The 12442-nt window shown below is 71.3% G+C and carries 10 protein-coding genes; 3 read left to right on the top strand and 7 right to left on the bottom strand.

Translation table 11 applies throughout. The annotated features are described in order from the left end of the window. The first annotated feature begins 57 nt into the window (after positions 1-57). Both CFN78_RS07555 and CFN78_RS07550 read left to right on the top strand, forming a co-directional pair. Positions 58-672 (top strand): TetR/AcrR family transcriptional regulator, encoded by a 615-nt coding sequence (locus tag CFN78_RS07555; protein ID WP_094861866.1) that lies wholly within the window; start codon positions 58-60, stop codon positions 670-672. 775 nt (positions 673-1447) lie between these two features. Continuing rightward, the gene (locus tag CFN78_RS07550; protein ID WP_420807857.1) at positions 1448-2644 is read left to right on the top strand and encodes an HNH endonuclease signature motif containing protein; all 1197 of its coding nucleotides are present in this window, start codon (positions 1448-1450) and stop codon (positions 2642-2644) included. A gap of 232 nt (positions 2645-2876) precedes the next feature. Here CFN78_RS07550 and pucD read toward each other — a convergent pair whose 3' ends face one another. The 4 genes from pucD to CFN78_RS07530 are packed head-to-tail and all read right to left on the bottom strand — an operon-like array spanning position 2877 to position 7871. Then, on the bottom strand, positions 2877-5180 hold the full coding sequence (gene pucD / locus CFN78_RS07545) for a xanthine dehydrogenase subunit D (RefSeq protein WP_094861864.1): 2304 nt from the start codon (positions 5178-5180) through the stop codon (positions 2877-2879). Then, on the bottom strand, positions 5177-6529 hold the full coding sequence (locus CFN78_RS07540; protein ID WP_094861863.1) for an 8-oxoguanine deaminase: 1353 nt from the start codon (positions 6527-6529) through the stop codon (positions 5177-5179). The genes pucD and CFN78_RS07540 overlap by 4 nt, the downstream gene beginning before the upstream one ends. Next, a complete protein-coding gene (locus CFN78_RS07535; protein ID WP_094861862.1) occupies positions 6526-6999 on the bottom strand; it encodes a (2Fe-2S)-binding protein in 474 nt (157 codons plus the stop codon). The genes CFN78_RS07540 and CFN78_RS07535 overlap by 4 nt, the downstream gene beginning before the upstream one ends. Next, positions 6990-7871, bottom strand: a complete 882-nt coding sequence (locus CFN78_RS07530; protein WP_094861861.1) for an FAD binding domain-containing protein — start codon at positions 7869-7871, stop codon at positions 6990-6992. Before CFN78_RS07530 ends, CFN78_RS07535 begins: the two co-directional genes overlap by 10 nt. Before the next feature lie 122 nt (positions 7872-7993). On the opposite strand from CFN78_RS07530, the gene CFN78_RS07525 reads away from it, so the two are divergent. Next, positions 7994-9487: a PucR family transcriptional regulator gene (locus CFN78_RS07525; RefSeq protein WP_094861860.1), complete on the top strand. Its 1494-nt coding sequence runs from the start codon at positions 7994-7996 to the stop codon at positions 9485-9487. A gap of 45 nt (positions 9488-9532) precedes the next feature. On the opposite strand, the gene CFN78_RS07520 is transcribed toward CFN78_RS07525, so the two are convergent. The 3 genes from CFN78_RS07520 to CFN78_RS07510 form a co-directional block, all read right to left on the bottom strand. Next, complete coding sequence (locus tag CFN78_RS07520) at positions 9533-10300, bottom strand: LamB/YcsF family protein (protein ID WP_094861859.1); 768 nt, start codon at positions 10298-10300, stop codon at positions 9533-9535. Further along, positions 10297-11136: an urea carboxylase-associated family protein gene (locus tag CFN78_RS07515; protein WP_094861858.1), complete on the bottom strand. Its 840-nt coding sequence runs from the start codon at positions 11134-11136 to the stop codon at positions 10297-10299. The genes CFN78_RS07520 and CFN78_RS07515 overlap by 4 nt, the downstream gene beginning before the upstream one ends. A 91-nt stretch (positions 11137-11227) precedes the next feature. Next, entirely contained in the window at positions 11228-12442 is a 1215-nt protein-coding gene (locus CFN78_RS07510; RefSeq protein ID WP_094861857.1) for a DUF6986 family protein, read from the bottom strand.

The raw sequence follows: 12442 nt of genomic DNA, 5'->3' as shown, positions 1-12442 counted from the left end.
AGTCAGAAGCTACCGTATGCTGTGAGGGCATCGCAACGACACCGAAGGGGTACGCCGGTGGCCGGCACCAAGAACCGCATCATGGACGCCAGCGCGGAACTGTTCCGCCGCAACGGCTACACCGGCACGGGCCTGAAACAGATCGTCGCCGCGGCCAGCGCGCCGTTCGGCTCGATCTACCACTTCTTCCCGGGGGGCAAGGTTCAGCTCGGCGAGGAGGTCATCCGCTCGTCCGGGGCGATGTACGAACTGCTCTTCCAGGCGATCCTCGACCCGGCCCCGGATCTGATCACCGGCGTCGAGACGATCTTCAGCAGTGCGGCGGAAACCCTGCGCGAGACCGACTACGCGGATGCCTGCCCGATCGCGACCATCGCACTGGAGGTCGCCAGCACCAACGAGGCGCTGCGGCGCGCCACGGCCGACGTGTTCGACAGTTGGATCGCCACCGGTGCCGAACGTTTCCGCGAGTGGGGGCTCGACGAGGCGACCTCACGCAGGCTCACCATCGCGTTGCTCACCAGCCTGGAGGGTGCGTTCGTGCTCAGCAGGGCGCAGCGGAACACCGAGGCGCTCGAGGTCGCGGGCGCCACCATCGTCGAGGCCGTCCGCGCCGCCGTTGACGCGGGCGGTGGGTCCGGGAACGGTTCCGGCGACGCTGCCGGGGGGTAGGCGGCCGACCGGGGGGTGGGCCTCGCAGAGCAAGCCGGGGGTCAGGCGCGGCAGGGTATCGGGCGTCGCGGAGTGAGGGGACAAGGCGTCGCGGGGCAGGCCGGGGCGGCAGGCGGTCTTGAGCCAGTGGGGTACTCCGGGGGCATGATTCGGTTTCGGGCACGCCTTCGGCGGGCCGTGTGAAACTGTCGCTCCTCGGGTCATTTTGCGTTGTTGTCGCCAGCGACAGTTCCCCACGGGACGGGTTTCTCGGTTTCGTTTTTCTCGGTGCGGGTTGGTTGTCGCGTTCGGATTGACGTCGCGGTTGGTTCGTTCCCCTGCTGCGACGTCCGGTTCTCTTCGGCAATTGACTTGGCGGTACGGCTGGCTCCGGGCGGCATTGCTATCTGGTTCCTGGCCGGACGGGGGTTTCCGGTGTCGGGCTGCACGGGACGGGTGCGCTGCGCTATGTCGCAGGGGGCATTGCGGTACGTGTACGGCATGCGGCCTCACCGCACTGTGGCGTCGACTCGGCATTGCCTTTCAGAGGCGGGGTATTGCCCTCACTGACGGTCGGTACGGCGGCGCATACCACCATTTGTCCGCGATCCCTACTATCTATAGGAACGGTTCCCATCGCATCCCACATCGTTCGACTGTCGAAGTTCGTACGAATGGCACATTCGTATGTGTGGGGCACCTGATGGTGTGATGGGAATAGTGTCCGGGAGTCGGTAGAATGAGAGCTATGATCGATAGGGGATCTGTTGAGGTTCGGTTGGCTGCGATTCTGGATATGGATTCGCGGGAAACGGTGCGGGTTGATCATGGGGGTCTGGCTGGTGTTCGACTGTCCTCGTTGTCTCCGCGTGGGCTTCTTCGGGTGATGCGGGATGCCGAGGTCGCCCGGTCACGTGCTGAGGCTGTGCAGGTGCGGGCGATGGCACGGTTCGCTGCGCTGTCGGAGGATCCGCGTGGGGTGGCGGCGGAAGTCGCGTTGACTTTGGCAGCCACCGAGCATCGTGCGCAGCGGATGGTGGCGATGGCGCAGGCGTTGACCACACGGCTACCTGCGACGTTGACGGCGATGGAGACCGGCACCATCGATGCCTACAAGGCCTCCAAGATCGTCGATGCCACCGACCCGCTATCGGATGAACATGCTGCTGCCGTGGACGCGGCCATGGCCGATCGGCTTGATGGTCGGAATCCGTCCAGCATCCGCCGTGCCGCTGTCCGGCAGGTCGCGGCCGTCGACCCCGACGGGCACGCGGAGCGGGCGCGGAAACGGCGTCTGGAACGCAGCGTGCAACTGGTGCACCAGGACGACGCCATGACCACCCTGATCGCCGATCTGCCGACCGAGACCGCCACGGCGATCTACGCCCGTGTGGACCGGATCGCGAAGACCCTGCGCGGTGGTGGTGGTGAGACCCGCACCCTGGAACAGTTACGTGCCGATGTGTTCGCCGAACTCTGCCTCGGTCACCGCACGGCAGAAGCCCGCACGGAGGTGTTCGTGCACGTCGCCGCGACCACCCTCGCCGGTGCCGACGACCATCCTGCCGAGTTGTCTGGTCACGGGCCGATACCCGCCTGGCTGGCCCGGGATCTCGCGGCCCGCCCGGATTCGGTGTTACGCAAGGTGGTCACCGACCCGGTCACCGGCACGGTCCTCGACGTCGGGCGTACCCGCTACCGGCCGCCGGTGGCGTTGGCGGAGTGGGTGAAGGTGCGGGACCGGGAATGCCGCATGCCGGGCTGCCACCGGCCCTCACACGCATCCGATATCGACCACACCCGGGACTGGGCACGAGGGGGCAGTACCAGCGCCGACAATCTGACCGGACTCTGCCGACGACACCACCGCCTCAAGGACCTCCCCGGCTGGCACCTCGCCACCGACGACGCTGGCACCCTCCACATCAGGACCCCCACCGGCCAGCACCACCACAGCCGACCCGAGCCCCTCCACCCCGCTCCACCCTTCTGACCCACCGGGCCCCGGGCGGACCGTGCTTACGAATCCCGCGTATGCCGGCCGGCCGGCGGGCGGTCATGGTCATCGGGAGGTGCCGAGCCTCGTCGACTTGTCGCCCGAACGCGCCGCCGGACCGGTACGAGCACCTTGCCGAGCCCCCCAGGGCACCGTTCACGACGACTACGGGCTCGGAGCCGCTCTCCGCGAGGCGGACGGGCGTCTACCGGCAAGGCAAGTGGGCCCGTCAGGTTTCGGTGATGTGCTCGGGACGGACGGGGACGCGGGTAAGGGCCTGCCCAGTCGCCGCACGGATCGCGGCGACGATCGCGGGGGTGGACGAGATGGTGGGCGGCTCGCCGACGCCGCGAAGGCCGTACGGGGCGTGCGGATCGGCGAGTTCCAGGACGTCCACCCGCATCGGCGGCATGTCCAGCACCGTCGGGATCAGGTAGTCGGTGAACGAGGGATTGCGGATCTTGCCGCCCTCGATCTGGATCTCCTCCATCACCGCCAGCCCGAGCCCCTGCGCCGACCCGCCGTGGATCTGCCCCAGCACAGCCTGCGGATTCAGCGCCTTGCCGACGTCCTGCGCGCAGTCGAGCGCGACCACCTTCACCAGTCCCAGTTCCGTGTCGACGTCCACCACCGCGCGATGCGCCGCGAAGCCGTACTGCACGTGAGCGAAACCGGCACCGGTCTCCGGATCGAGCTCCCGGGTCGGCCGGTGCCGCCACTCCACCGTCTCGTCGATGTGCCCGGAACCCAGCACCGAAGCCAGATCCGCCAGTACACCGTCCTGTGTGGACACCAGCTTGCCGCCGGACACCGTCAGCTCGTCCTGGTGCCCGAACTGCGCACCCGCCAGCCGGAACAGCTCGGCCCGCACCGCCACGCACGCCGCGCGGACGGCCCCACCGGTGACGTAGGTCTGCCGGGACGCCGAGGTCGAACCCGCGTTGCCGATGGTGGTGTCCATCGGCTGCATGGTGACGCGCTCGATGCCCAGCTCGGTGCGCACGATCTGCGCCATCACCGTCACCAGGCCCTGACCGACCTCGCAGGCCGCGGTCTGCACCGTCGCCGCGGGCTCGCCACCCAGCACCTCCAGGCGCACCCTGGCCGTGGAGTAGTCGTCGAAACCCTCCGAGAAGCAGATGTTCTTGATCCCCACCGCGTACCCGACGCCACGCACCACCCCCTCGCCGTGCGTCGTGTTCGACACCCCGCCCGGCAACGTCCGCAGGTCGGTGTCCTCGGGACGTTCAGCGGGCAGCGGCCGGTCGCGGATCAGGCCCAGCAGCTCGGCGACGGGTGCGGCCGAGTCCACGATCTGCCCGGTCGGCATGGCCGCGCCCTCCCGCATCGCGTTGCGCAGCCGCACCTCCACCGGATCGAGGCCGCACGCCTCCGCCAGACGGTCCATCTGCGACTCGTAGGCGAAACCCGCCTGCACCGCACCGAATCCGCGCATCGCTCCACACGGCGGGTTGTTCGTGTAGGTGCCCCAGCAGTCGATCTCCACGTTCGGCACCTCGTACGGCCCGACACCAAGCGTCGCCGCGTTCGCCACCACCGCGCCGGTGGACGAGGCGTACGCCCCGCCGTCCAGGTACAGCTTCGCCTTGACGTAGCGCAGCCTGCCGTCGCGATCGGCACCGTGTTCGTAGTGCAGGGTCGCCGGATGGCGGTGCACGTGGCCGTAGAAGGACTCCTCGCGGTTGTAGACCATCTTCACCGGCTTGCCGGTGTGCAGCGCGAGCAGGCAGGCGTGCACCTGGATCGACAGGTCCTCGCGCCCGCCGAACGCCCCGCCGACCCCGCCCAGAGTCAGCCGCACCTTCTCCACCGGCAGCCCCAGCGCCGCGACGATCTGCTGCTGATCGACGTGCAACCACTGCGTGGCAACGAAAAGATCGATCCCGCCGTCCTCGGCGGGTATCGCCATACCCGACTCGGGGCCGAGAAACGCCTGGTCCTGCATCCCGACCTGGTAGCTGCCGCGCACGACCACCTCGGCGGCCTCGGCGACCGTGCCGCGGCGGATCGGCACGTGCCGCACCACATTGCCGCCGGGATGCAGCTCGGGGCCCTCACCGCGCGCCGCGCACTCGGCATCGGTCACCGGTTCCAGCACCGCGTACTCGACGCGGATCCGGTCCATCGCCCGCCGTGCCGTCTCGGGATGGTCCGCGGCGACGATCGCCACCGGTTCACCTTGGTAGCGAACGACATCCCCGGCGAGCACCGGCTGGTCGGCGTGCTCGAGGCCGTACCGGTTGAGGCCCGGCACGTCGGCGTGCGTGAGCACCGCGTACACGCCGGGCACCTTCAGCGCCTCGCCGATCGCGATCGACTCGATGCGCGCGTACGGGTGCGGGCTGCGCAGGGTCGCGCCCCACAACATGTCCTCGTGCCACAGGTCCGAGGAGTAGGCGAACTCACCGCGTACCTTCCCGTTGCCGTCCGGCCGGGCGGGGCTGCCGCCGATACCCGAACTGACCGCCGTGTCAGTGGCCGTGGCCGTGCCGGCAGCGGTGTCGGTGCTCATCGTGCCTCCCGGATGCGGGCGCTGACGGTGCGCAGCTCGTCGGCGATCGCCGTCTCGTCGGCGGTGCGCAGGGAGCCGTCGGAGACGACGGTGCGGCCGCCGACCAGCAGGCGGGCCAGCGGGGGCGTCGTGCCGAGTACGAGCGCGGCCACCGGATCGGTGATGCCCGCGTAGGCCAGCCCGTCGAGCCGCCACACCGCCAGGTCGGCGAGCTTCCCCTGCTCGATGGAGCCCAGCTCGTCCTGCCTGCCCAGGCAGCGGGCGCCGCCCATCGTTCCCAGCCACAGCGCCTCGCGCACCGTGAGCGCGGTGGGCCCGCCGCGCTGCCGGGCCTGCAGCAGCGACTGGTGCAGTTCCTCGCCGAGCCCGCCGGACTCGTTCGAGGCCGCACCGTCCACACCGAGGCCGACGGGAGCGCCCGCGTCGAGCAGATCCCGGACGGGTGCGATCCCGGTGCCGAGCCTGCCGTTGGACGTCGGGCAATGGGCCGAGCCGGTGCCGGTCGCGCCGAGCCTGCGGATGGCCTCCGGGGAGAGGTGCACGGTGTGCGCGAACCAGACGTCCTCACCGAGCCAGCCGAGTTTCTCGGCGTACTCCGCGGGCGTCAGGCCGGTCTCGGCGAGGCACTGCTCCTGTTCGTCGAGAGTCTCCGCGAGGTGCGTGTGCAGCCGGACTCCCCTGCGCCGCGCCAGTTCCGCGGCCCCGGTCATCAGCTCCTCGCTCACCGTGAACGGCGAGCACGGCCCGACCGCGATGCGCACCCGCGCGTCCGGCGAGGCGTCGTGGTGGAGATCGATCGCACGTTCGGTGCCCAGCAGGGCGGCCTCGGTGTCCTCGACGAGATTGTCCGGCGGCAGCCCGCCCGCCGACTCCCCCCGGTCCATCGAGCCCCGCACGATGTGCCCGCGCACACCGATCCTGTCCACAGCGGACACCAGTGCGTCGAGCTGGTCGCCGCCCTCGGCCGGGAAGACGTAGTGGTGGTCGGCGACGGTGGTGCATCCGGTGAGCGCGAGGCGCGCCAGTCCCGCCGTCGCCGCCGCGTGCGTGATGCCCGCGTCGAGCCCGCCCCAGATCGGGTACAGGTGCACGAGCCACTGGAACAGCGTCGAGTCGGCGGCGAGACCCCGGGTGGCCCACTGGTACAGGTGGTGATGGGTGTTGACCAGTCCCGGGGTGATCAGGCAGCCACTCGCGTCCACACGCTCACCGGAGAACCCGGACGGGGCGGCACCCTCGCCGACCGCCACGATCCGGCCGGAGTCCACGACCACATGGCCCCGGGCGTACTCGGTACCCACTGCGTCCACAGTGGACACTGCGGCGTTCTCGAGGACAGTCACGCTCATCGGGTCGCCGCCCTGCGGTCGGCCGCGAGCTTGACGGCGTCGAGGATCTTCTCGTAACCGGTGCAACGGCACAGGTTCCCGGCCAGCGCCTCGCGGATCTCCGCGTCCGCGGGCTCAGGTACCCGCTCCAGCAGATCGTGCGCGGCGACCACGAGGCCGGGCGTGCAGAAACCGCACTGCACCGCTCCGGCATCCACAAAGGACTGCTGTACCGGGTCCAGCCGGTCACCGTCGGCGAGGCCCTCGACGGTACGTACCTCGCGATCGCGGACCTGACCGGCCGCGACCAGGCAGGCGCACACCGGCACCTCGTCCAGGTACACCGTGCAGGATCCGCACTCGCCCTGTTCGCAGGCGTTCTTCGAGCCCGGCAGACCAAGACGCTCGCGCAGCACATAGAGCAGGCTCTCGCCCTCCCAGACGTCGTCGGCCTGCCTGCGCTCGCCGTTGACCGTGACGTTCACGCGCATGATCGCGTCCTCCCCTGGTAGTCCTGCCACGCCCAGCCGAGCGTGCGCCTGGCCAGCACCGACAGTGCGTGCCGCCGGTACGCGGCGCTGCCGCGGACGTCGTCGATCGGGTCGGCCGCCTCCGCGACCAGGTCGCCGAACCTGCGCCGCACGGAGTCGCGCATCGCGGCGCGGTTGTCCCACAGCCCGGTGTCGGCGAGTTCGGCGGCGAGAAAGGACTCGGCCTCGGTGGCTTTGCGCGGGGTCGGGGCGGCGGAGCCGATGGCCGCGCCGACACCCTGGCCGTCCGGGCGCAGAGCCACGGCGAACGAGCAGACGGCGATCACCATGGCGTTGCGGGTGCCGACCTTCGCGAACTGTTGCGGCCCCGCGTCCGCGGGCAGATGCACGGCGGTGATCAGTTCGTCCGGTTCGAGCGCACTGCGCTTCACGCCGAGGTAGAACTCCTCGGCCGGGATCAGCCGCTGCCCGCGCACCGAGGCCACCTCGATCCGCGCGCCCGCGGCGAGCAGGACGGGGTGCGTGTCGCCGGCCGGGGACGCGGACGCGAGGTTGCCGCCGACCGTCCCGCGATTGCGGATCTGCGGCGAGCCCACCGTCCGGGACGCCTGCGCCAACGCGGGCAGACGACCGCCCAGTTCAGTGATGACCCTGCTGTACGGCACGGTCGCGCCGATACGCACCGTGCCATCCGCGACCGAGTGCTCCGCCAGTTCCGGAACCCGCATCAGGTCCAGCAGCGTGTCCGGGCGCCGGTGGTCGAAGTTCAGCTCCACCATGACGTCGGTGCCGCCCGCGATCGGCACGGCGCCGGGCTGCTCGGCCTTGACGGCGAGCGCCTCGGACAGGGTCGTCGGACTCAGGAAATCCACACGGGCTCCTTCTGGCGGATGCGGGAGTTCAGTACACACAGCCGGGCCGCCCTCGGCAACGGTGGCCGAACACGAAACTCGTCCCCGCAACCCGGTCCGGTTTGTGCTTTCCTACAAGGACCATGACCTCCGTACGTGACCTGCTGGAGATTCCCGAGTTGCGGCTGCGGGTCCGGACCGGTGAGGACCTGCTCGACCGTGGCCTGACCCGGATCTACGGCACCGAGCTGCCCGACCCGAGCCGGTACCTCTCGGCCGGGGAACTGGTGCTCAGCGGGCTGCTGTGGTGGCGGGGACCAGAGGACGCCGAACCGTTCGTGGCGGCGCTCGCCGAGGCCGGTTCGGCCGCGCTCGCCGCGTCCGCCGCCGACACCGGGCGGATCCCGGCCGCGCTGGTGGAAGCCTGCGGGCGGTACGGCATCCCGCTGCTGGAGGTACCGGCCGACCTCTCGTTCGCCGTCGTAACCGAACGGGTGGTCCTCGCACTGGCGGGCGCCTCGGCCGGACGGTCCCGGCTGCGCACCGCCGCCGCGGGCGACGCCTCGCTCACCGCTCTGCTCGAACACGCGCGTGCCGAACTCGGCGCCCCGTGCTGGGTGCTGTCGGCGACCGGCCGGATGGTGGCAGGCAGCGGCGTCGAACTCGTGGACACACAGGGGATCGCGCGGGCGTTCGTGCGCGGCGGGTGCCGGGCACGGGTGACGAACGGGTACACGCTGCTGCCGGTGGGCGAGCGGGCGACCGTGCCGTGGGCGCTGGCGATCGAGGGCGACCGGGCCCGCTGGACCGGTGCCACCGGATCGCTGGCGGCCGAACTCGCCGCACTCGTCGACCTGGACCGCTCGCGCAGCGAACAGGTGCGCCGGGTGGCCGACCGGGTCGCGGCGCCGCTGCTCCGGCTGGCCGCCGGGGACTCGCTGACCGACACCGACTTCACCACCGGTCTGGCCGCCGCCGGACTGCCCGGCCACAGCACGATCCGGGTGGTGCTGGCACGCACCGGCACCGGTACGCCCAGCCTCGGCGTCGCGCTGCTGACCGAACTGCTCGCCGGCTATCCCGCGCGCACCCTCGTCGGCGAGGCCGGGGAGGACGCCTGCGCGCTGGTGGTCGGCGACCTGTGGCCGCCGGACTGGGCGGGAAAGGCCGTGGCCGCTCTGTCCACGGTGGACTCGCTGATCCCCGCTTCCCGGGTGCTGCTCGGGATCGGCGGGCCCGCGGCGGTCACCGAACTGCGCGGGGCCAGCGAGCAGGCGCGGCACGCGGTGGCCGTCGCCGAGGGACGGCCAGGACGCATCGGCGTCGTCTCCGGCGACCAGTTGCGCGCGCACCAGTTGCTCGTCGCCGCCGCCGACGCCGATCTGCGGCGGTCGCTGCGGGCCCGCACCCTCGGTCCGCTGCTCGCCTACGACCAGGCGCAGAACGCCGACCTGGTGCGCACCGTGCGGGTGTTCCTCGACTGCGACGCCTCCCCCACCGCGGCGGCGAAAGCGTTGCACGTACACGTCAACACCCTGCGGTACCGGATAACCCGGGCCGGTGAACTACTCGGGATGGACCTGACCGACTTCGGCAACCAGGTGGACGTCTACCTGGCGCTTCGGATGTCGCCCTGAGCGGCGAAGCCCCCTTCCGCCACGGCATGTCACCCTCGCGCCACCTCAGGCCGCGCCGGCGAACGAACGCACGGTGACGCCCGCGTCGCGCAGCCCCTCCCGCACCCGGCGGGCGATCTCGACCGCGCCCGGGGTGTCGCCGTGCACGCACACCGACCGGGCGGTGACCGGGAGCAGAGTGCCGTCCACCGCCTCCACCACGCCCTCGGTGGCCATCCGCACGCTGCGGGCGACCACGGTGCCCACCTCGTGCAGCACGGCGCCCGGTTCGCGGCGGGACACCAGCCTGCCCTCGGCTGTGTAGGCACGGTCGGCGAAGACCTCGGGCACCGCCGTCAGCCCCGCGGATTCCGCCTGCCGCAAGGCTTCCGAGCCCGGCAGGCCCAGCAGCGGTAACCCGGGGTCGTACCGCCGGACCGCCTCGACGACAGCGGCCGCCTGTTCCGCGTGGTGCACGATCGCGTTGTACAACGCGCCGTGCGGCTTCACGTAGGAGACCCGGGTGCCCGCGATGCGGGCGAATCCGTCCAGTGCGGCGATCTGGTAGACGACGTCGTTGACCAGTTCGGCCGGATCGACGTCGATGAAGCGCCTGCCGAAACCGGGCAGGTCCCGATAACCGACCTGCGCGCCGACCGCGACTCCGCGCTCGGCCGCGCGCTCGGTGACCCGGCGCAGCACCGAGGGGTCACCGGCGTGGAAACCACAGGCCACGTTGGCGCTGGAGACGAGGTCGAGCAGCGCGTCGTCGTCGCCGAGGGACCAGTGGCCGAAGCCCTCCCCCACGTCGCTGTTCAGGTCGATCTCGGTCACCGTTCGCTCCCTTCCGCCGCGCGCAGACCGTGCATCCCGCCGTACGCCGCCCGTCCCGGCGGCGTCCAGCCTGCCAGCGCCCCGGGCTCCGGGCGGTACACCTCGACCCCGATCGGATGGCACACGTCGATCGGGTCACGGGCGTCCGGCCCCCACAACGGCACCGACAGGTCACCGCCCGGGCACGTCGAGAGCGCGCACAACAGGTCGACTTCGGCGAAGAACTCCAGGAAGTCACCGGGCCGCGCCGGACTGGCCTTCATGAAGTAGCGGTCCTCGTCGTTCAGGCCGGTGCACTGGAAGACGTTCAGCACGTCGTGCACGTCGAACTCGGTCAGACCGTGCGGAAGCACCGCGCGAACCAGGTTCGAGTGGCAGTGGTGGTCGGCGTCCTCGCCGGTGAGCATCCGGTTCACGTACGGATCGCAGCGGGTCCCGAGCAGATCGTGCACCCGGCCGCCGTCCGCGTCGGATCCGTATCTGGCGAGGGTGTCGACGGTGATCGTCAGCAGCGGGCGAAGGAACGGCAGCGTCGACCAGAGCCGGTCGAAGGTACTCACGTGCGCGCGCTGGAGCTGCCGGGTCCGTGCGGCCCACAGGCGTTCCCGGGGGTCGGCCGCGTTCCACACGTTCAGATCGCCGACCTGCGGACCGTCCACGGTGAGCAACCGGCACAGGTGACCACGCGGCACCGTCCACGCCCGGCCGGAACGGATCGGGATCTCGAAGGCGTCCACCCGCACGCGATCCGCCTCGGTCAGGCGTGCGTAGAACGTCCGGTCGACCTCGAGCGCCCCGCCCGCGTTCGCCCGGTACGCCGGTTCCGGCGATCCCATGCCGACCTCCCTGCGCGCCGATCTCACGGCCGGTTCCCGCCATCCGGCTACCGCGGAACCGTGCCACGGCGGGGGAATCCGCGCCAGCGGGTCACGGCAGCACGCGGGTCGCGAAGGCGTGCAACACGTCCCGGCCGAACGGCAAGTCCCGACCGTCCAGCGCTCCGCAGTCGACACCACGCAACAGGAACGTGGCCAGCGCCTGCGCCGTGGCTGGTTCGTCCAGCACGCCCCCTGCCGACCGGTCGGCGTAGGCGCGCAACCGCTGCGCGGCCGCGGGCAGCCCCTCCCGGAAGAAGGCGTACGTCGCGGCGAACCGCGTCGGCAACTGGTGCGGATGCAGGTCCCAGCCCTGGTAGAAGCCGCGTTCCAGGGAACGCCGGACCAGGCGCAGGTGCTCCCGCCACGCGGCGACGACCGCGTCCCGATCACCCAGGGGCAGGCGATTCGTCGAGCCGTCGGAAAGGCGGACACCGGTCCCGGCGGCCGCCACCTGCATGAACGACTTCGCGAAGTCCGCCGCCGGATGGTCCATGCTCTGGTACTCCGCCGCGATGCCGAGCCCGGCGCTGTAGTCGTAGGTGCCGTAGTGCAGACCGTCGCAGCGCGGCCCCGCCTCGGCGAGGATCCGGGAGACCGCGACCGTGCCGTCCGGACCGGTGATCGACTGTGCCGTCTCGATCTGCACCTCGAACCGCAATACCTCCCGCGCCAGCCCGTGCACCGACTCCAGCCGCTCCAGCACGGCCGCCGCGGCCCCGGCCTGCTCCGGCGCGGTGACCTTCGGCAGCGTCACCGTGAAGCCGAGGGGCAGTGGGCCGGTGTCGAGCAGCGCGGCGAGGAACACGTCCAGCGTCCGGATCCCCCGCCTGCGCGTCGCCCGCTCCAGACTCTTGAACCGGATGCCACAGAACGGGGGCGCGGTGCCCACGCTCAGCGAGTGCCCCAGCGTCCTGGCGGCCCGCTCCGCCTCGGCGTCCTCCGCCGCGTCGCCGGGAGCGCCGTACCCGTCCTCGAAGTCGATGCGCAGATCCTCGATCGGCTCGGTGGCGAGCTTCGCCCGTACCCGCGCGGCCACCTCGGCGTCGATACCGAGACGGGAGCCGTGCTCGGCGAACACCGCGGCCGCGCGGTCCCCCCACTCGGTGACGATCGCACCGTCGTAGCTGCCGGCGGGCACGTAGACGGTGTGCACGGGCTGCCTGCCCGGCGAGTCCCCCGGATAGCGGGCCTCGACCCGGGCGTCGGCCGCCGCGAGCCGGTCGTCGATCTCGGTGTAGAGGTCCTCCGGCAGGCGGGCGGACAC

It is taken from the genome of Amycolatopsis antarctica, assembly GCF_002262875.1.
Classification (GTDB): domain Bacteria; phylum Actinomycetota; class Actinomycetes; order Mycobacteriales; family Pseudonocardiaceae; genus Amycolatopsis; species Amycolatopsis antarctica.
Note: the sequence above shows the minus strand (reverse complement) of the source record. Positions and strands in the feature narration are given on the sequence as shown.

Coding starts and splice junctions, on each gene's coding strand:
- CFN78_RS07540 (WP_094861863.1), bottom strand. CDS start 6,529: ATGAGCGTGACTGTCCTCGAGAACGCCGCAGTGTCCACTGTGGACGCA.
- CFN78_RS07535 (WP_094861862.1), bottom strand. CDS start 6,999: ATGCGCGTGAACGTCACGGTCAACGGCGAGCGCAGGCAGGCCGACGAC.
- CFN78_RS07515 (WP_094861858.1), bottom strand. CDS start 11,136: ATGGGATCGCCGGAACCGGCGTACCGGGCGAACGCGGGCGGGGCGCTC.
- pucD (WP_094861864.1), bottom strand. CDS start 5,180: ATGAGCACCGACACCGCTGCCGGCACGGCCACGGCCACTGACACGGCG.
- CFN78_RS07525 (WP_094861860.1), top strand. CDS start 7,994: ATGACCTCCGTACGTGACCTGCTGGAGATTCCCGAGTTGCGGCTGCGG.
- CFN78_RS07550 (WP_420807857.1), top strand. CDS start 1,448: ATGGATTCGCGGGAAACGGTGCGGGTTGATCATGGGGGTCTGGCTGGT.